The organism is Aureimonas mangrovi (genome assembly GCF_014058705.1).
Classification (GTDB): domain Bacteria; phylum Pseudomonadota; class Alphaproteobacteria; order Rhizobiales; family Rhizobiaceae; genus Aureimonas; species Aureimonas mangrovi.
Map to the genome: position 1 here is coordinate 1,353,946 of NZ_CP059692.1, position 19,560 is coordinate 1,373,505.

Annotated in this window: 18 protein-coding genes; 16 read left to right on the forward strand and 2 right to left on the reverse strand. The window is 66.7% G+C overall.

Features of this window, described 5'->3' with window-relative positions:
- The first annotated feature begins 5 nt into the window (after nt 1–5).
- The 6 genes from miaA to H1343_RS06305 all read left to right on the forward strand — a co-directional run bounded on the left by miaA (nt 6) and on the right by H1343_RS06305 (nt 6,258).
- On the forward strand, nt 6–908 hold the full coding sequence (gene miaA / locus H1343_RS06280) for a tRNA (adenosine(37)-N6)-dimethylallyltransferase MiaA (RefSeq protein WP_185985053.1): 903 nt from the start codon (nt 6–8) through the stop codon (nt 906–908).
- Between the two features lie 53 nt (nt 909–961).
- A complete protein-coding gene (locus H1343_RS06285; RefSeq protein WP_185985054.1) occupies nt 962–1,801 on the forward strand; it encodes a DUF1206 domain-containing protein in 840 nt (279 codons plus the stop codon).
- 228 nt (nt 1,802–2,029) lie between these two features.
- The gene (locus H1343_RS06290) at nt 2,030–3,823 is read left to right on the forward strand and encodes an acetolactate synthase 3 large subunit (protein ID WP_246333373.1); all 1,794 of its coding nucleotides are present in this window, start codon (nt 2,030–2,032) and stop codon (nt 3,821–3,823) included.
- A gap of 45 nt (nt 3,824–3,868) precedes the next feature.
- The gene (gene ilvN / locus H1343_RS06295; RefSeq protein WP_185985055.1) at nt 3,869–4,450 is read left to right on the forward strand and encodes an acetolactate synthase small subunit; all 582 of its coding nucleotides are present in this window, start codon (nt 3,869–3,871) and stop codon (nt 4,448–4,450) included.
- 46 nt (nt 4,451–4,496) lie between these two features.
- Nucleotides 4,497–5,096 (forward strand): LysE family translocator, encoded by a 600-nt coding sequence (locus H1343_RS06300; RefSeq protein WP_185985056.1) that lies wholly within the window; start codon nt 4,497–4,499, stop codon nt 5,094–5,096.
- 37 nt (nt 5,097–5,133) lie between these two features.
- Nucleotides 5,134–6,258 (forward strand): ATP-dependent DNA helicase, encoded by a 1,125-nt coding sequence (locus H1343_RS06305; RefSeq protein WP_185985057.1) that lies wholly within the window; start codon nt 5,134–5,136, stop codon nt 6,256–6,258.
- Between the two features lie 69 nt (nt 6,259–6,327).
- On the opposite strand, the gene H1343_RS06310 is transcribed toward H1343_RS06305, so the two are convergent.
- On the reverse strand, nt 6,328–7,242 hold the full coding sequence (locus H1343_RS06310) for a hypothetical protein (RefSeq protein ID WP_185985058.1): 915 nt from the start codon (nt 7,240–7,242) through the stop codon (nt 6,328–6,330).
- Between the two features lie 158 nt (nt 7,243–7,400).
- On the opposite strand from H1343_RS06310, the gene H1343_RS06315 reads away from it, so the two are divergent.
- The 10 genes from H1343_RS06315 to H1343_RS06360 all read left to right on the forward strand — a co-directional run bounded on the left by H1343_RS06315 (nt 7,401) and on the right by H1343_RS06360 (nt 18,327).
- Nucleotides 7,401–8,144, forward strand: a complete 744-nt coding sequence (locus H1343_RS06315) for a pyridoxine 5'-phosphate synthase (RefSeq protein WP_185985059.1) — start codon at nt 7,401–7,403, stop codon at nt 8,142–8,144.
- Nucleotides 8,145–8,238: 94 nt separating this feature from the next.
- On the forward strand, nt 8,239–8,901 hold the full coding sequence (locus H1343_RS06320) for a TetR/AcrR family transcriptional regulator (protein WP_246333375.1): 663 nt from the start codon (nt 8,239–8,241) through the stop codon (nt 8,899–8,901).
- Between the two features lie 2 nt (nt 8,902–8,903).
- Nucleotides 8,904–9,923, forward strand: coding sequence for a ketol-acid reductoisomerase (gene ilvC, locus H1343_RS06325; RefSeq protein ID WP_185985517.1), 1,020 nt, complete (start codon nt 8,904–8,906; stop codon nt 9,921–9,923).
- 123 nt (nt 9,924–10,046) lie between these two features.
- The gene (locus tag H1343_RS06330) at nt 10,047–10,466 is read left to right on the forward strand and encodes a PilZ domain-containing protein (RefSeq protein ID WP_185985060.1); all 420 of its coding nucleotides are present in this window, start codon (nt 10,047–10,049) and stop codon (nt 10,464–10,466) included.
- A gap of 119 nt (nt 10,467–10,585) precedes the next feature.
- Entirely contained in the window at nt 10,586–11,368 is a 783-nt protein-coding gene (locus H1343_RS06335) for a polysaccharide deacetylase family protein (protein WP_185985061.1), read from the forward strand.
- Nucleotides 11,361–12,212 (forward strand): GNAT family N-acetyltransferase, encoded by an 852-nt coding sequence (locus H1343_RS06340; RefSeq protein ID WP_185985062.1) that lies wholly within the window; start codon nt 11,361–11,363, stop codon nt 12,210–12,212. Before H1343_RS06335 ends, H1343_RS06340 begins: the two co-directional genes overlap by 8 nt.
- A gap of 69 nt (nt 12,213–12,281) precedes the next feature.
- Complete coding sequence (locus H1343_RS06345) at nt 12,282–14,180, forward strand: dipeptide ABC transporter ATP-binding protein (RefSeq protein WP_185985063.1); 1,899 nt, start codon at nt 12,282–12,284, stop codon at nt 14,178–14,180.
- 104 nt (nt 14,181–14,284) lie between these two features.
- Entirely contained in the window at nt 14,285–16,168 is a 1,884-nt protein-coding gene (locus H1343_RS06350) for an ABC transporter substrate-binding protein (protein WP_185985064.1), read from the forward strand.
- A gap of 3 nt (nt 16,169–16,171) precedes the next feature.
- Complete coding sequence (locus H1343_RS06355) at nt 16,172–17,170, forward strand: ABC transporter permease (RefSeq protein WP_185985065.1); 999 nt, start codon at nt 16,172–16,174, stop codon at nt 17,168–17,170.
- Complete coding sequence (locus H1343_RS06360; protein WP_185985066.1) at nt 17,167–18,327, forward strand: ABC transporter permease; 1,161 nt, start codon at nt 17,167–17,169, stop codon at nt 18,325–18,327. Before H1343_RS06355 ends, H1343_RS06360 begins: the two co-directional genes overlap by 4 nt.
- On the opposite strand, the gene H1343_RS06365 is transcribed toward H1343_RS06360, so the two are convergent.
- A complete protein-coding gene (locus tag H1343_RS06365; RefSeq protein WP_185985067.1) occupies nt 18,324–19,553 on the reverse strand; it encodes an adenylate/guanylate cyclase domain-containing protein in 1,230 nt (409 codons plus the stop codon). The genes H1343_RS06360 and H1343_RS06365 overlap by 4 nt on opposite strands.
- Nucleotides 19,554–19,560: the final 7 nt, after the last annotated feature.

Consider the following 19,560-nt stretch of genomic DNA (forward strand, 5'->3'; position numbering starts at 1 on the left):
GTGCCTTGAAGAACGCGGTAGGGCCGAGCGCCATCCTGATAGCCGGGCCGACAGCCAGCGGCAAATCCGCACTCGCCGTCGAACTCGCGCGCGCGTTCGGAGGAGAGGTCGTCAACGCAGATTCCATGCAGGTCTATGACGGTCTGCGCATTCTCTCCGCGCGGCCCGAGCCGTCCGACATGGGCGGCGTGCTCCATCATCTCTACGGGCACCGCGATCCGGCGGCGCCCTACTCGGCGGGCGACTGGTCTCGCGAGGTGGCCGCGCTCCTGCCCGAAATCACTTCGAGGGGAGCAATCCCCGTCTTCTGCGGCGGCACGGGGCTTTACTTCACGGCGCTCGAGGGTGGTCTCGGCGACAAGCCTGTCGTCCCCGAGGCGGCTCGCACGTTCTGGCGGGCCCGGATGGCGCAGGAGGGGCCGGCCAGGCTCCACGCCGTTCTCGCCGAGCGCGATCCGGAAGCGGCATCCAGAATTCGCGCGAGCGACCCTCAACGGATCACACGCGCTCTCGAACTGAGCGAGGCCGTCACGCCGCCGGGCAGTTTGACAACCAAAGCGCTGATCCCGGCCGGTCGCGTGCGCCGGATCGTTATCGCACCGCCACGCGATCTTCTGCGCGAGCGCATCGCGGCGAGGTTCGACGCGATGCTGGCGGCGGGCGCGATGGAGGAGGCGCTCGCCTTCGCCGCACGTCCCGGCGCAATGGACGGGCTCGCCGCCAAGGCCATCGGGCTGACCGAACTCGTGGCGGCGCAGGCGGGTAAAGTGACGCCGGAGGCGGCACGCGCGGCTGCGATCACCCGAACGCGGCAATACGCCAAGCGTCAGGAAACGTGGTTTCGCAACCAGTTTGGCCCCGAATGGCAGCGGATCGAAAGCGCCGAGGCGGCTCTTCTGGAACTCTGATGGCCGCGCCCTGTTTCTGTGTCGACGAAGCGACAGAGAACGGACTGAGCAACATGATCGACGCCGTTCCGAACGACCATCGCGAGGCGTTAGAGAAGGCGGCGCGCCTCGGCTATCTGGCTCGCGCGCTCGTCTTCTTTACCATCGGCTACTTCGCTTTCCGTTCGGCCTTCGCCGCCGGTGAGATCATGAACGAGCGCGAGGCGATCCGAGAGATCGTGAGCACCCCGGTCGGCGGTGTCATGCTGGTGCTTCTGGTCCTCGCGCTGCCGTCCTTTGCGATCTGGCGTTTCCTCCAGGCCTTCCTCGATGCCGACGGATACGGGACGGACGCCAGGGGGCTCGCGACGCGCGCCGGCCGTTTCCTTTCCGGCTGCATCTATCTCTTTCTCACCATCTATGCCGGTTCGTTGCTCTTCGGCCTGTCGTCGGCCAGCGGGGAGGGCGGCTCCGCCGGCGTCGTCGAGGCCTGGGCGCCGGTCTTCGGCCCATGGTTCACGATCCCGATCGGCATCGTTCTTCTCGGCGTTGCCGCTGCGCATCTCAAGAAGGCTTGGAGCGGGGATTTCCTGCGCTTCCTGTCGCTGCCGCCGAAGCATGCCGGGTGGATGATCCGTGTCTGTCAGGCCGGACTCTCCGCTCGCGCGATCGTCTTCGCGGCGCTGGCGATCCTGTTCTTCACCAGCGTCGCCCGTTGGTCGCCGGAGGACACACCGGGCATCCAGGATGCGCTTTACCAGATTTCGACATGGCCGTTCGGTGGTCCGCTGCTGGCTGCCACCGGCGTAGGTCTGATCGCCTTCGCTGCCTACTGCCTGCTCCTCGCGCGCTTCGGGCACATTCGCGTGCCGGACCTCGATCCGGGGCAGGCGATGGCGAAACTGCGTGCCTGATCTTTTTCGTTTGACGCATTGGTGAAGCATCGCTAGCATCCGGCTTCATGAAAAAGATGCTCATTCTCGTAAGCTGGCGCACACGCGAGGCGGTCTGACGGACCGCCCGGCTGATGCCACGTGTGCGCTGACCAAGGCCCCCTAGAGGGCCTTTTTTGTTGCCCGGATTTCAGAAGATCACCGCTGCCGGAACGGCGCGGAAAAGACCACAGGGACGGAACAGCGGTCATGGACGACAGGACGATCGATACCGGCATTCGCCAGATGACGGGCGCACAGATGGTGGTCCAGGCGATGAAGGACCACGGCGTCGCGCATCTCTTCGGCTATCCCGGCGGGGCCGTCCTGCCGATCTACGACGCGATCTTCCAGCAGAGTGACGTCGAGCACATCCTCGTGCGCCACGAGCAAGGCGCGGGCCACGCTGCCGAGGGTTATGCGCGCTCCACCGGCAAGCCGGGCGTCGTTCTCGTCACGTCCGGGCCGGGTGCGACGAACATGGTCACGCCGCTGCAGGATGCGCTGATGGATTCCATTCCGCTCGTGTGCATCACCGGGCAGGTGCCGACGCCGCTGATCGGCTCGGATGCCTTTCAGGAATGCGACACGGTCGGCATCACGCGACCCTGCACCAAGCACAACTGGCTGGTGAAGGACGTCGAGGATCTCGCCGAGATCCTGCACGAGGCATTCCATGTCGCCACTACGGGACGGCCTGGGCCGGTCGTCGTCGACATCCCGAAGAACGTCCAGTTCGCGACGGGCACCTACACGCCGCCGCCGTCCGCGACAGCGCGCCAGCGCTACCAGCCGAAGCTCGACGCCGACGCGGGCCGGATCCGTGCCGCCGTCGAACTGATGGCCTCGGCGAGGAAGCCGATCTTTTATACGGGCGGCGGCGTCATCAATGCCGGGCCAGAGGCCTCGCGCCTCCTGAGGGAACTGGTGGCGGCGACGGGCTTCCCGATCACCTCGACCCTGATGGGGCTCGGCGCCTATCCGGCGAGCGGCGACAAATGGCTCGGCATGCTCGGCATGCACGGCACCTACGAGGCCAACCTCGCCATGCACGATTGCGACGTGATGGTCTGCATCGGCGCGCGTTTCGACGACCGCATCACCGGCCGGCTCGATGCCTTCTCGCCGAACTCGAAGAAGATCCATATCGACATCGATCCCTCGCAGATCAACAAGACGGTGCGCGTGGACCTGCCGATCATCGGCGATGTCGCGCATGTCCTGAGGGATCTCCTCGCGGCCTGGACGGAAACCGGCGCGAAAGCGGATGCGCAGGCGCTGGCCGCGTGGCACGGTCGCATCGACGACTGGCGCGCGCGCAACTGCCTCGCCTTCCATCAGGAGGGCGATGTGATCATGCCGCAGCAGGCGATCAAGCGGCTGTACGAGCTGACGAAGGACCGCGACACCTACATCACCACGGAAGTCGGCCAGCATCAGATGTGGGCCGCACAGTTCTACGGCTTCGAGGAACCCAACCGCTGGATGACCTCGGGCGGGCTCGGCACCATGGGCTACGGGCTGCCCGCCGCGCTCGGCGTGCAGATCGCTCACCCGGACGCACTGGTGATCGACATCGCGGGCGATGCCTCGGTGCAGATGACGATGCAGGAGATGTCGACGGCCGTGCAGTTCGGCGCACCGATCAAGATTTTCATCCTTAACAACCAGTACATGGGCATGGTGCGGCAGTGGCAGCAGCTCCTGCACGGCAATCGCCTTTCGCACTCCTATTCCGAGGCGCTGCCGGACTTCGTGAAGCTCGCCGAAGCCTATGGCGGCGTCGGGCTGCGCGTGGAGAAGGCCGGCGATCTTGACGGCGCGATCCAGGAAATGATCGACGTGAAGCGGCCGGTGATCTTCGACTGCTGCGTGCAGAACCTCACCAATTGCTTCCCGATGATTCCGAGCGGCAAGGCGCACAACGAAATCCTTCTGCCCGACGAGGCGAGTGACGAGCGCGTCGCCAACGCCATCGACGCCAAGGGCAAGGCGCTGGTCTGAACGATCGCTCCGAGACCACTCCTCATTCCCGCTATTGGACATTCGATGAGCAACGCCCTGCAGCCGCCTGCCTCCGCCTATTTCATCACCGACGAGAAGCCGGCCGACGAGGCGCGCACGCTCGCGATCATCGTCGACAACGAACCGGGCGTGCTGGCCCGCGTCATCGGCCTCTTCTCGGGGCGCGGCTACAATATCGAGAGCCTGACGGTCTCCGAGACCGAGCACGCCAAGCATCTGTCTCGCATCACCATCGTCACGCGCGGCGCGCCGCCAGTGATCGAGCAGCTGAAAAGCCAGCTCGACCGGATCGTGCCCGTCCACCGCGTCGTCGACCTGACGCTCGATGCGCGCCGTTCCGCCGAAGATGGGCCGATCGAGCGCGAACTCGCCCTCGTCAAGGTGGCGGGCACCGGCGACAATCGCGTCGAGGCGCTGCGTCTCGCCGACGCCTTCCGAGCCAAGGTCATCGATTCGACGATCGAGCATTTCGTCTTCGAGATCACCGGCAAGTCCTCGAAGATCGAGAAGTTCATCGCGATCATGTCGCCGATCGGTCTCATCGAGGTATGTCGCACTGGGGTCGCCGCGATGAGCCGCGGCAAGGATGGCATGCTCGACGCCTGACGCCGAGCTATCGCGGCAGCGCCGCAATCCGATCCGGAAATCTTCGATGGCTTACGAGCTCTTTCTCGCGCTAGCGACCTTCGCCTTCGTCGGTTCGGTCACGCCGGGGCCGAACAACTTCATGCTGATGACGTCGGGCGTGAACTTCGGATTCCGCCGGACGGTGCCGCACATGTTCGGTATCGCCTTCGGCTTTTGCGTGCTCCTGCTTGCCGTCGGCTTCGGCCTCGGCGCGCTTCTCCATGCGTACCCGGCGCTGGAGATGGCGATGAAGATCGCGAGCGCGGCCTATCTCGCCTGGCTGGCCTGGAAGATCGCGTTCTCCAGCGCGCTCGGGAAGGTGGAGAAGGCCCAGGCTCGGCCCATGACCTTCATGGAAGCCGCCGTCTTCCAGTGGATCAACCCGAAGGCCTGGGCGATGGCGCTCGTCGCGATGGGCGCCTATGCCAGTGCCGAATCGCCCATCGTTTCCGTGCTGCTGGTCGCGGCGACGGTGACGATCGTCGGCTTCCCCAGCGTGTCGATCTGGACCGGCTTCGGCATGGCGCTACGGCGCTTTCTGGAGGATCAGCGGCGGCTGCGGATCTTCAACATCGTCATGGGCGTGCTGCTGCTTCTGACCATCTGGCCACTCGTCGCCAACTGACGCTTGCCCGGCGCCGCCAATTCTGCGACGCGGGTGCATGATATTCTCCCCGCAGCAGGACGAGGCGCTGACGCGCGTCGCCGAATGGCTCAAGCATCCCGATCAGCCGGTCTTTCGCCTGTTTGGCTATGCCGGCACGGGCAAGACGACGCTTGCCCGCCATTTCGCCGAAGGGCTGGATGGGCAGGTGCAGTTCGCCGCCTTCACCGGCAAGGCGGCACAGGTCCTTCGTTCGAAGGGTGCCAAGAGCGCCAAGACGATCCACTCGCTGATCTATCGTCCGCGAGGCGAGGAGACGGTGTCCGACGAGACGACGGGCACGGCACGTGTCTCCCCAGCCTTCTCGCTCAACCGGCAGAGCCCTGCCGCCAAGGCCAAGCTGATCGTCGTCGACGAATGCTCGATGGTCGACGAGGCGCTGGGCCGCGACCTGATGAGCTTCGGGACGCCGATCCTCGTCCTGGGCGACCCCGCTCAGCTTCCGCCCGTATCGGGCGGAGGCTTTTTCACGGAGGCCGAGCCCGATTTCCTCCTCACAGAAATCCACCGGCAGGCGCGCGACAACCCGATCCTCGAGATGGCGTCGGCCGTGCGCGAGGGACGCGACATCGACTTCGGCGACTACGGGACGGCGCGGGTCATCACGAAGCGGCAGGTCGAGCGTGACGCGGTTCTCGCGGCCGATCAGGTGCTCGTCGGGACCAATCGCACGCGGCGGCTCTACAACGGCCGGCTGCGCGAACTGAAAGGGTTTCAGGGCGCTCTGCCGCAGGCTGGCGACAAGCTCGTCTGCCTGCGCAACGATCCCGCCAAGGGCCTGCTGAACGGCTCTCTGTGGCAGGTGCTGACGGCCTCGCCCGAGAAGGTGAAGCCCGGCACGAACCTCATCGTGAAGCCGGACGACGACATCGATCGGGGCGCGGCCAAGATCAAGCTCCTGAAAGCGGCTTTCGAGGACCCCACGGCCGAGGTTCCCTGGGCGACGAAGAAGCGCTTCGACGATTTCGACTATGGCTATGCCCTGACGGTCCACAAGGCGCAGGGCTCGCAGTGGAACGACGTCATGCTGTTCGACGAGAGCTGGGCGTTCCGTGATACGCGCGAACGCTGGCTCTACACGGCGATCACGCGCGCGGCGGAGAAGCTGACGATCGTGCGCTAGCCGCCGACGTTCAATAGGCTTGCGAGCAGATGACGGGGCCGGCTCTCGGAGCCGGCCCCGTCATCTCGACTACTGCGCTGGCTGGCCTCCACCCTGGGGCTGGCCGGCGTTCGGCGCGTTCTCCTGCGCTTGTCCGGGCTGCTGGTCCGGCACAGCCTGCGCGCCCTCGGCGGGCGTCTGAGTACCGGACTGCTGATCCTGCGCCGCGCCGGCCGCGGGAGCTTGATTGTCCTGCGTCGGCGATGCCGGTGCGCCAGAGCCCGGCTGCTGCGCCTGACCTTCCGGTGCGGCCTCCTGAGTTGCGGCCGTTTCCGTGCACTCCTCCGGTGCCAGATAGGCCGCACCTGATGCGATGCCGGCGAGACGGACGGTGCAGGTCTCGGAAAGCTGCACCGTGTCACCCTCGGCGACGTTCGTGGCCTCGCCGCCCTCCGGCGTCATCGTCGCGGTACCGCCTTCGGCGTCGAGTTCGGTCAGGTCGATGCGGTTGCCGCCGAAGATCGCGCCCTGACCGGGCAGGAGAACGGCGCCGGTCGCGCCGATCTCACTGGCCAGCCTGCCGGCCTCGTCCTCGGCGGGCTGGGCTGCGGCCTCACTCTGCGCCTGCGCGCTGGCGGCCATGTCCTCACGGAGCCCCGTCACCTCCTGCGAAATCGCGTCGAGGCGGCCTCGAACGTCCTCGAGCCCATCCGTAATCGGCTGCGAGCGACCCTCGTCGTTGACAAGGGTCGTTATCCGCTCCTCGGACGCGGCGAGCTGTGCCTGGATCGCGGCTTCGATGGCCTGCGCGTCCGGCATTGCGCCCATGCGCGCCTGAATGTCTGCAACGCTCGTCTGGAGCCCTTGAATCAGTGGCGTCTGCTCGTTGAAGCGTGCGGCGAAATCGTCACGCACGGCAGAGATGTCGGGGGCGAGAAGCCAGCCTATGCCGATGCCCACGACGCCGGCGACCACCACCGGAACGATCCTGCTTCTCACGCTCATGCTGCTCTCCCGCCCTTTCTGCGCCAAGTCTGGAAATCGTCTGCCCGCTGGGAGAGAGGGGAGGGGTGGGAAGAGTCAACCTTTGGCGCTTCCGCGTGATGGAAACAGGCGAGGTGCTGGGGTATGCCTCGCCGTCACCCCAGCGGAGCCGAGCGCGCATGTCCACCGTCCTGTCCGTGAACCTCAACGCCGTCGCCATGCTGCGCAACCGCCGCGATCTGCCCTGGCCGAGCGTGACCGGCATGGGGCGGATCGCGCTGGCGGCCGGCGCTGCCGGGCTCACGGTGCATCCGCGACCGGACGAGCGTCATATCCGCTTCAGCGATCTTCCTGACCTTCGCGCGCTGATCGATGCCGAGTTCCCGAAAGCCGAGTTCAATATCGAGGGCTATCCGACGCCCGAGTTTCTGGACCTCGCCCTTTCGGTGAGGCCCGAACAGGTGACATTGGTGCCCGACCATCCATCCCAGCCGACATCGGATCACGGCTGGAACTTCGCCGAACACGAGGCGATGCTGGCACCGGTCGTCGAACGCTTGAAGAAGGCAGGCGCCCGCGTCGTGCTCTTCGCGGACCCCGACCCGAAGGGGTTCGGGATCGCGGCCGCGATGGGCGTCGACCGGCTGGAGCTCTACACCGGCCCTTATGGCGGCACCTTCGCCGATCCGACCGTCGCCGCGCGGGAGCTGGAACGCCTGGGCAGAGCGGGTGATGAGGCTCGCGCCCTCGGCCTCGGCCTGAACGCCGGCCACGATCTGACTGTCGCCAATCTGCCGGCGCTGATCGAGCGGCTGCCCTTCATCGAGGAAGTCTCGATCGGGCACGGACTGACGGCAGACGCGCTGGAATACGGCATGCACGCAACGGTCGGCCGGTTCATCGTGGCGCTGTCGCCGCGTTAAGGCTCCCATCGGAGCTGTAGCTTGCCTGCCTCAAGAACCTCTGCTATCTCGGCCGTACCGTAACGTACGGTACTTCAATTCGAGAGGTGGCGCGTTGAGCGAGGCAGGCGGTGAAGGCTGGAGCGAGCGGCAGGGCGAAGTGCTCGACGCGGCGCTGTCGCTGCTCGTCTCTTCGGGCAGCGGGCTGACGATGGCCGCCGTCGCGCGCCGCGCGAACTGTTCCAAGGAAACGCTCTACAAGTGGTTCGGCGGACGCGACGGGCTTCTGACCGCCACCGTCCAGCGACAGGCCTCCAAGGTGCGGGCCGTGCCGGCCGGCCCGGAGGAGCTGGACGCCGCGCTTCTGGCCGAGCGTCTGCGCCTCTTCGCGACAGACTGGCTGACCGTTATCGCAGGCTCCACCTCGATCGCGCTGAACCGTCTGGCGGTCGGCCATGCTGGCACGGACAAGCGCGATCTCGGCGCCGTCGTTCTGGAGAACGGCCCCGTCGCGATGGGGCGCAGGCTGGCGCCGCTCCTCGACGAGGGAAAGCGGCGAGGGCTCCTTTCGTTCGAGGATCGGGACACGGCCTTCCACACCTTCTTCGGCCTCGTCGTGCGTGATCTGCAGATCCGGCTTCTTCTCGGCGAGCGGCCCGTGCCCTCGCACGAGGAGCTGGCAGGCCAAGCGCGGCGGGCGAGCGAGCAGTTCATGGCTCTCTACGGAGCCCATGGGAAAGACGGGCGAGCGCCCGAACAGAACCAAGAGAGGAAATGACGATGCGGGTCTATTACGATCGCGATGCCGACCTGAACCTGATCAAGAGCCGCAAGGTGGCGATCGTTGGCTATGGCAGCCAGGGGCGCGCCCATGCGCTGAACCTTAAGGATTCCGGCGCGACGGACGTCGCCGTCGCGCTGCGCGCCGGTTCGGCCACCGCCCAGAAGGCAGAGGCCGACGGCTTCAAGGTCATGACCGTCGCCGAGGCGGCGAAGTGGGCCGACCTTATGATGATGGCGACGCCCGACGAACTGCAGGCCGACATCTATCGGGACGAGATCGCCCCGAACATCCGCGATGGCGCGGCGATCGCCTTCGCGCACGGCCTCAACGTGCATTTCGGCCTGATCGAGCCGAAGAAGACGCTCGACGTGGTCATGATCGCGCCCAAGGGCCCGGGCCACACCGTGCGCGGCGAATACCAGAAGGGCGGTGGCGTTCCGTGCCTCGTCGCCGTCGACCAGAATCCTTCGGGCAACGCGCTGGAACTCGCTCTCTCCTACGCCTGCGGCGTCGGCGGCGGGCGTTCGGGCATTATCGAGACCAACTTCAAGGAAGAGTGCGAGACCGATCTCTTCGGCGAGCAGGTCGTCCTGTGCGGCGGCCTCGTCGAGCTCATCCGCGCTGGCTTCGAGACGCTGGTGGAAGCCGGTTATGCCCCGGAGATGGCGTATTTCGAATGTCTGCACGAGGTGAAGCTAATCGTCGACCTCATCTATGAGGGCGGCATCGCCAACATGAACTACTCGATCTCCAACACCGCGGAGTGGGGCGAGTACGTTTCCGGCCCGCGCATCATCACCGCTGAGACGAAGGCGGAGATGAAGCGTGTGCTCACCGACATCCAGACCGGCAAGTTCACCTCTGAGTGGATGCAGGAGTACCGTTCGGGCGGCGCGCGCTTCAAGGGCATCCGCCGCAACAACGACGCGCATCAGATCGAGGAAGTGGGCGAGAAGCTGCGTGGCATGATGCCGTGGATCAAGTCCAACGCGCTCGTCGACAAGGCTCGCAACTAACAGCAGGAAGAGGCCGGCGGCACGAGGCGCCGGCCTCTCGTTCCCTTGTGTCGTGTTGAGGAAATCGAAACCGTCTGCGCCGATAGTGCGCCCGTCGAGCATCGACTTTGGACGAGGGCGCCTATGGAAGGCACGATCGCAGCCGAGGAGCATGACGAGCGCCGCGTATCGCCGCGCCTGCGCACGCTGAAGCGCGCGCGCGTTCTGTTCAACAACCGCTTCTCCACGATCGATTGCGTCGTGCGCAACGTCTCCAAGACCGGTGCGCTCCTGACGGTGGACACCGCTGTCCATCTGCCGAAGACCTTCGAGGTGATGATCACGGGCGACAACAATCTTCGCCCGGCCAAGCTCGTCTACCGTCGCGAGACGTTCGCCGGCATCCATTTTCTCGACGCCGCCCCCGAAGAGGACATGGAAGCGCTGCCCGCCGCCCCAGCCGCCGCGGTCGGGGACGGCTCCGAGGGCGAGGTCGTGCGGATCGTCCCTCAGCTTCTTCCTTCTGCACTCGCCGCCGTGCTCCCTTGGCGCTATCTCGGCTGAGCGGAAGAAGCGGCGCGACGCGCCCTCTGGCGTCGCCAGACAAACCAGGTTCGCTCTTCGGAGCGATGGGTTAGGACGAGCGCGTATAAATACGCATACACATTGCTGGGGACAGGCGGGTGACGGCTATCGAAGATCCGCGCGATGAGTGGGCCGCGCTGACCTTTGCGCTTCGCCAGCGAAGCGAAGCGGGGCACCCCTTGAGGGTCTGGTGGCGCGACGACGACGCGGTGCGTCCGACACCGGCGCTGGCAAAGCTCCTCGACCTGTCTCGCCGCCACGAGCTGCCGATTGTCCTGGCCGTCGTGCCGGCTCATCTCGACCCAGACTTGCCATCGGCCCTTTCAGCGGCAAGCGCCGACGTCACGGTCGCGCAGCACGGCTTCGCGCATCGCAACGAGGCCGTACCCCCGGGGCGCGCCGTGGAATGTGGCGGCCGGCGCGAGACGTCGGCGATCCTCAACGATCTGGACGACGGTCGGCAACGCCTCGCCAAAGCCTTCGGCGAGCGCTTCCGGCCGATCATGGTTCCGCCGTGGAACCGCATCGAAGAGAGGATCACGGAGCGCCTTCCCTCGCTCGGCTATGTCGGCCTCAGCGTGTTTGGCGAGGAGGGCGAGCGACGGGAACGTGGCTTCACGGTGGCGAACGCCCATCTCGATGTCCTGCGTTGGAAGGGCGGGGCACGTTTTGCGGGCGAGGCGAAGCTCCTGCGCGAAACCCTCGGCTGGCTGGAGCGAAACCCCGCCGATACGGCAGCGGTCTTCGGCCTCCTCACCCATCACCTCGACCACGACGAGGCGACGTGGGGCTTTCTCGAGAGCTTTCTGCCGCTCTTGCGGCATTTCGCCCGGCCGGTTCCCGCCTTTTCCGCGCCGGCCGGCGAGGCGCCCTATGTCTGAGCCCTTCGTCCGGCCGGCCGGACGGCGGGACATCGAGCCGGTCGCCGAGCTTCTGCATCGGCTGATGAACACGAAGATCCCGGTCGAGCGCTGGCGCCGCGTCCTCGACGACCCTTGGCGCCCAGCCGGCCTGGAGCATGGCTGGCTGGTGGAGGATCGAGACAGGCCGGTCGGCTTCATGGCGACCATCTACAGCGACCGGCCGACGCGCCTCGGGCCGCGGCGCTTCTGCGACCTCGGCGCTTGGTATCTGGAGCGAGCCTACCGGGGAACGGGAATCGGCGACGAACTGCTGCGCGCGGGAATGGAACGGCCCGACACGACCTACGTCACGCTGACGGCGCGCCGTGCCACCGGGCGACGCATCCGCGCGCTGGGTTTTCATGTGCTGGACGAACGGCGCGAGGTCTTCGTCCCGCGCGCGGCGCGTTCGACCGGCCCGCTCCGGCTGTCGACGGAAAAGGGCCTTCTCGATGCCGATGCGCGCAGGATTGCCGGCGATCACGAGGGGTTGGGGGTTCGCTCGGTCATCGTCACAGGCGCCGGACGCCCGGCGCTCGTCCTCATCCACCTGGTACGCAAGGGCGATGATGTCCTGCACCACGACCTTCTCCACTGCGGCGATCCGCAACTCCTCCTAGACCACGCGCAGGACCTTGCCGACCTTCTCGTCGACGAGGGAGTGCTCGCCATCGACAGCCGCTTCCTGCCGCCGGCCGGCGGTGGGGGACGGCAGGAGGCGATCCCTCTACCTCGCTGGTTTCGGCCGGCGGACGGCATTGAGGCACGCGATGTCGACCTCCTGTATCACGAAGCTCTGCTCCTCGGCCTGAAGCTTCCCTGACGTCTGTCGATCTGCCATGCTGTTTCGACGAGCCCGAGGGTGCCGGGCGCGCCGCTTCGCGAAGGTCGCATGTCCCCGCTTCTTTCCGTTGAGAACCTGTCGATCGAGTTCCGCACGCTGGAGGGGCGCGTGCGGGCCGTGGACGACCTGTCCTTCGCGGTGCAGCCCGGGCGCACGCTCGCGCTGATCGGGGAGTCGGGATCGGGCAAGTCCGTCACGGCGCACTCGATCCTCGGTCTGCTGCCGGCCGCCGCTCACCGCATCGGCGGGCGCATCCTGTTCCGCGACCCACGCAAGGCCGAGACTCTCGATCTGACGGCCCTGCCGCTCGAGAGCGCCGCGTTTCAGGCCGTTCGCGGCGACCGGATCTCGATGGTGTTCCAGGAGCCGACGGCCGCCCTCTCGCCCATGCACACGATCGGGGAGCAGATCGGCGACGTCCTGCGCCGCCATCGCAAACTCGGCCGACGCGAGATCCGCGCGGCCACCCTCGACGTTCTACGCGAAGTCGGCTTCCCCGATGCCGAGCGCGCCGCCGATGCCTACAGCTTCCAACTTTCCGGCGGTCTGTGCCAGCGCGCGATGATCGCGATCGCGACGGTCTGCCGGCCGGCGCTCATCATCGCCGACGAGCCGACCACCGCGCTCGACGTCACCGTGCAGGCCGAAATCCTGCGTCTCCTGCGCTCGCTGCAGGCCGAGCACGGCACCGCGCTTCTCCTGATCTCGCACGATCTCGGCGTCGTCGCCTCGATGGCCGACGAGATGGTGGTCATGCATCACGGTGCGGCGATGGAGAGCGGTTCGGTCCATGACCTCTTCGCGCAGCCGCGCCATCCGTATCTGCGCGCCCTGATGCGCTCGGTCCCGCGGCTCGGCCAGCCGTCCGGAGAACGCCTGCGCCCTCTGCGAGAGATCAGGATCGACGACGCGCTGGCGAGCTTCCGGCGCCGCGCCGGCGCCAGCGACGGCTCGGTCCTTCTCGAAGCGCGGGGGCTGCAACGGACCTTCCCGGCGCGCGCGCTCAGCGGCGGCGAGCCGCACCACGTTCTGCGGGGTATAGACCTCGTCATCCGGCGCCATGAATGCCTTGGCCTCGTTGGTGAGAGCGGCTCGGGCAAGACCACGCTTTCGCGCATTCTGGCGCGCGACCAGAAACCGGATGCCGGCACGGTCTCGATGGCCGGCACGAACGGGATGGAGGACGTCCTGTCCCTGCGCGGCCCCGCGCTGAAGAACTGGCGGCGGCGCGTCCAGTACGTCTTCCAGAATCCCTATCTCGCCCTCGATCCGCGCATGAGCGTCGAGGGCTCGCTGGTGGAGCCGCTGGAGATCCACGGCATCGGCACAGCGCGGTCACGACGCGAGCGTGCCCGTGAGCTTCTGGCTCTGGTGGGGCTGCCGCAGACGCATCTCTCGCGTTTCCCCCACGGCTTTTCCGGCGGCCAGCGCCAGCGCATCGGCATCGCACGCGCGCTTGCGCTGGAACCGGAGCTGATCCTCTTCGACGAGCCGGTCTCCGCGCTCGACGTCTCCGTGCAGGCGCAGGTCCTGAACCTCCTGCGGGATCTGAAGCGCGAACTCGGCCTCACCTATCTCTTCGTCTCCCACAATCTCGCGGTGGTCGACTATCTGTCGGATCGGATCGCCGTCATGTGCGAGGGGCGGCTCGTCGAGATCGCGCCGCGCGAGACGCTGTTCCGCGGCGCGGTGCATCCCTATACGCGCCGGCTGATCGCCGCCGTCCCCGAGCCCGATCCGGCCCGCCCGATCGACTTCGAGGCGATCGGCGTTGGGCAGGAGCGTGGGCGCTCGGAATGGGGCTGGCCTTTCGTCGGCCGCGACGGGCGCGCCGAGCCCGACCTTGTTTCGCTCGGCGGCGGTCACTGGGTCCAGGCGTTCGAGGAAGGCTTGCACACCGTGCGGACGCCGACGCTTGCGACCGCCATCGGGGCGTGCGAACCTTGAGTTGCGCGCGGGTCCCGCCGCGCTCCATCGGTTGCAGGATCGCCGTGCGGACAATCCTCGCTTCAACGTCGCGCCTTCTTTCGGCGCTAATTGTTTTCGGGGCCATGCTCGCCCCGGCCACATTGCGTGCCGAACTCGTCGAGCCGCCGCTTCTCGCCGGAGCGGTGGAGCGCGGCGAACTTCCGCCGATGCGCGAGCGCCTGCCGGACGATCCCTACCGCACCGATTTCGAGGCGATGGGCCGCGAGGTTGGGCGTTACGGCGGTACGCTGCGCACGCTCGAGACGCAGGCCCGCGACACGCGACGCATGGTCGTCTTCGGCTATGCGCGCCTCGTCGGCTACGATCCGGACGGCGTCATCCTGCCGGATATCGCTTCGAACGTCGACGTGGAGGAGGGGCGGTCCTTCACCTTCCACCTGCGGCGCGGGCATCGCTGGTCCGACGGCGAACCCTTCACCGCCGAGGACTTCCGCTATTATTGGGAGGACGTCGTCAACGACCCAAACCTCGGCCGGAACGGCTTGCCGCGCCAGCTTATGGTGGACGGGAAGGGGCCAGTGGTGACGTTCGTTGACGATTGGACCGTCCGCTACGAATGGGACGCGCCCAACCCGGCGTTCCTGCCGGCGCTCGCCGCTTCGCTGCCGCTCGAGATCTTCCGGCCCGCCCATTATCTGCGAAACTTCCACGCCCGCTATGCCGAGCCGGAGGAACTGGCGCAGCGCGTCGCTGCAGAGGGGCAGCGCAACTGGGAAGCGCTCCATTTCAAGCACGACCAGTCTTACAAGAACACCGAGCCGGACCTGCCCTCGCTCCAGCCCTGGGTGCTGGCGACGCGCCCGCCCGCGGACCGCTTCCTGTTCCGCCGCAATCCCTTCTTCCACCGGGTGGACAGCGACGGTCAGCAGCTTCCCTACATCGACACGGTTTCAATGAGCATCGCCAGCGCGGGGCTGATCCCGGCCATGATCTCCTCGGGGCAGAGCGACCTTCAGACGACGGCGTTGACGCTCGGCAACTACGCGTTCGTGAAGCAGGGCGAGGATCGCCAGGACTACGACGTCCTGCGCTGGCCGAGTGGCAAAGGCTCGAGGATGGTCCTGTTCCCCGATCTCAACGCGAGCGACCCGGACTGGAGCGAGCTCCTGCGCCAAAGCGATTTCCGCCGCGCCCTGTCGCTCGGCATCAACCGCGAGGACATTGCGCAGGCGATCTACTACGGTCTTGCGCGGCCCGCGGGCGATACGGTGCTGCCGGGCTCGTCGCTCTTCTCGCCCGATCTCGCGACGCGCTGGACCCGCTTCGACCCAGACGAGGCGAACCGGCTCCTCGACAGCCTCGGGTTGACCGGGCGGGACGTCTCGGGAACGCGCCTCATGGCGAACGGGCGGCCGCTCGATCTCGTGGTCGAGTTCGCCGGCGAGGACGGAGAACAGACCGACGTCCTCCAGCTCGTCGCCGAGGACTGGCGGCGCATCGGCGTGCGGATGCTCTTCAAGGCCGTCGAGCGCGATACGCTGGCCGCGCGCCTCGCCGCAGGCTCACCGATCGTGTCGGTCGGCACTGGCCTCGAGAACGGGACGCCGCGCCCCGAAGACAGCCCCGCCGCGCTCGCCCCGACGGACTCTTCGCAGGCCTCCTGGCCCGCGTGGGGGCTGCATTTCGAGAGCGCCGGAAGGCTTGGTGCCGAACCGGACCTGCCTTTTGCGCAGGAGCAGTTGCGCCTGAACGAAGCCTGGCGCCGCACGCTCGACATGGGGGAGAAGGAACGCCTCTGGCGCCGTATGCTGGAGATCGACGCCGACGAACTGCCCCGCATCGGCCTCGTGGCGGATGTCGACCAGATCGTCGTCGCGTCGCGCCGTCTGCGCAACATCCCCCGCACCGGCCGTTGGAACTTCGAGCCGGGTGCCTTTTTTGGCTCCCACCACCCGGACACCTTCTTCTTCGCCCCTCCGACGGCGACGGCTCAGGCGCAGCCCTAACGCATGCTGCGCTATCTCGCCTTCCGCGTCGGCACGATGATCTCGACGCTGCTCGTCACCAGCGTCCTCATCTTCACGATCATCCAGCTTCCGCCGGGCGATTATCTGACAAACTATATCGGCGAGCTGCGGGCCGAGGGCGATTCGCAGGCCGAAGAGAAGGTCGCTTTCCTGCGCGAGCAGTACGGCCTCGACCAACCGCTTCCCATCCAGTACCTGCGGTGGATTTCGGGCTTCGTGCGCGGCGATTTCGGCTACTCCTTCGAATATGCCGCGCCGGTCTCGGAAGTGATGGGGGACCGTGTCTTCCTCACCCTCGTCCTGAATTTCGCGACGGTGCTTTTCGTCTATCTGGTCTCGTTTCCCCTTGGGCTTTACGTCGCGCGGCGAAAGGGCAGCCTGGCCGACCGATCCCTGACTCTGACCGGCTATCTCGGTCTTGCAACGCCCAATTTTCTTCTCGCGCTGATCCTTCTGTATCTGGCGAACGCCTTGTTCGGCATCTCGATCGGCGGCCTGATGGACCCTGCCTACGCCGACGAGGGCTGGTCGGCCGCAAAGATCGGCTCGATGCTCGCCCATCTCGTCGTGCCCGTCGTCGTGATCGGCACGTCGGGCACCGCCGCCATGATCCAGCGCCTGCGCGCCAACCTTCTGGACGAGTTGCGGCGCCCCTATGTCGTCGCCGCGACGGCGCGCGGCCTGCCCGGCGGCTTCGTCCTGCGAAAGTACGCGCTGCGCTCGGCGCTCAACCCGTTCGTCTCCGATATCGGAGACATCCTGCCCCAGATCGTTTCGGGCTCGGTCATCATCTCCGTCATCATGTCGCTGCCCACGACCGGGCCGATGCTCCTGTCCTCGCTGCGCAGCCAGGACATGTATCTCGCCGGCTCCTTCCTCATGTTCCTCGCGATACTGACGGTCGCGGGCATGCTGGTGTCTGACATCATCCTGGCGCTGGTGGACCCGCGCGTGCGCCTGAGCGCGCGGCGCGGCGCATGAGCGAAAGCGTGCCCCACTGGGTCAGCGAGAAGCCGTTCGACCCAGAGCGGGAAGCGGGCGAACACACACAGATTTCGGCGGCCTACGCCAAGGCGTCGCAGCGACGGCTGTTCTGGTGGCGGCTTCGCCGCCATCGGCTCGCGGTCATCTCGCTCGTCTTCCTCGTCCTCGCGTATCTCGTCGCCGCCTTTGCCGAGTTCGTGGCGCCCGCCGGCGTCGCCACGCGCGACACGCAGAACATCTTCATGCCGCCGCAACTCGTCCGCGTCATGCACGAGGGCCGCCTCGTCGCGCCGTTCGTCTACGCAATGGACGGTGCGCTCGACATGGAGACGTTGCAGCGGCGTTACGCGGAGGACCGCTCGCGGCCGATGCCGCTGCGCTTCTTCTGCCGCGGCGAGCCTTACCGCTTCTGGGGCCTGTGGGAGGCCGACCGCCATCTCTTCTGCGCGCCGGAAGGCGGCACGGCCTTCCTCCTTGGCACCGATCGTCTCGGCCGAGACATGCTCTCCCGCCTCGTCCACGGTGCGCGGATTTCGCTGACGATCGGCCTTGTCGGTGTCACGCTCACGATGGCGCTCGGCCTTCTGTTCGGCGGCATTGCCGGCTATCGCGACGGCGCTGCCGATTTCTGGCTCGGCCGCGCCACCGAGATCCTGCGATCGCTGCCGCATCTGCCGATCTGGATGGCGCTCTCGGCTGCCCTGCCGGTCACCATGAGCCCGCTTCTGGTCTACTTCTTCATCACAGGCATCCTGGCGTTCCTCGAATGGCCCGGCCTTGCGCGCGCGGTGCGATCCAAGCTCCTGTCGCTGCGCGAGGAGGATTTCGTCGCCGCCGCCGAGATGATGGGGGCGGGAAGCGCGCGCGTCATCGCGCGTCATCTCCTGCCGAACTTCATCAGCCACATCGTCGTCTCGGCGGCGCTCGCCATTCCGACGATGATCTTGGCCGAAACGGCTCTCAGCTTCCTCGGTCTCGGCCTGCGTGCGCCCATCACGAGCTGGGGCGTTCTCCTAACGGAGGCGCAGAACATTGAGGCCGTCGTGCTCTATCCCTGGCTCTTGCTGCCGATGGCGCCGGTCATGGCGACGGTCCTCGCCTTCTCGTTTCTCGGCGACGGGCTGCGCGACGCGCTGGACCCCCTGTCTGACTAAACCGACACGAGGGCTTCGTCACGCAAGGCGAAAAGGCTCGTCTCATGGTGCGTGCCGGGCAGTCGGAAGTTTCCGATAGGCTCCCACTGATCTGGATCGCAGGCCGCGACCTCGTCTTCGGCCAAGACCGGTATGCCGAGGCGCTTCGTTTCCTTCTCGATGCGCTCCGCCTCATTGACGGATGGGCCGATCACCGAGAAGGAGAGCCGCTGGTGGATCCCAATATTCCCGAAGCGCACGTCTCCGATGCACAGCGCGATACCGAAGTCGAAAGCCTGCTCGCCGCTGGCCTGGCGGCGCACATTGACGGTCTCGCGAACCGCCCGCGCGGCGCGTGCTGCCTTCACGGCGGCAGCGCTCGCCTCCCGCTCCGTGGTCTCTCCCTCGCGGATCGGGAAGATCGCCAGAACCGCATCGCCGATGAAGGCCAGGATCTCCCCTCCAGCTTCCACCGCCGCACGGCCGGCGCAATCGAAATAGTCGTTGAGGAGTTCCAGATACCGCTCTTCCCGGAGATCCTCCGCGAGACCGGTCGAGTTGCGCAGGTCCGAGTACCAGATCAGCGCGCGCACCTGGCTGCCGCTGCCGAGCCGGATTCGCCCGCCCAGCACCTCGCGGGCGATCGTCGGGCCGAGATAGGTGTCGGTCACGTTGGAGATGAGACGCGGGTAGATGTTGAGCTTGCAGACCAGCGCCATGTATCGCTGCAACTGCTGAAGGGCCTCGATGACCTTGTCCTCGAAGCCGCCCGGCAGACGGGTCGCCCAGGTCATGTAAAGCCCGATGTCGTCCATGCGCGGCGGAAGCAGGGAGCGCGAGGTGAACATCTCGGTGCGAAAGCCGACCAGATCGGTATAGCCCTGATCCCGCAGCTCGACATAGAGGTCGAAGGGCAACGGCCCCGAACCGTCGAGCCGGCTGCGCAGGGATGTCTCCCCGTGATCCAGCATCCATTTGATGGGGCTTCGGAGCCACTCCTCCGAATCCTCGTCCTGATGCGGGAAGCGGCTCGTCGACACGCCCCCATCAGCGCGCCACAGCACCGTCTCTGCCTCGAAGAGCGGATGGAGCGTCGACCAGGACATGCGGCATCGATCGATGGGGATGCCGAGATGAACGAGCTTGCCGGCAAGCGCCTCAAGTACGGTTTCGTTCGACTTTTCCGCCAGAGCCTGACGCAGCAGCCAGTCGCCGATCTTCATGATGTCGGACGTATCGAGCGTCATCCGGTCC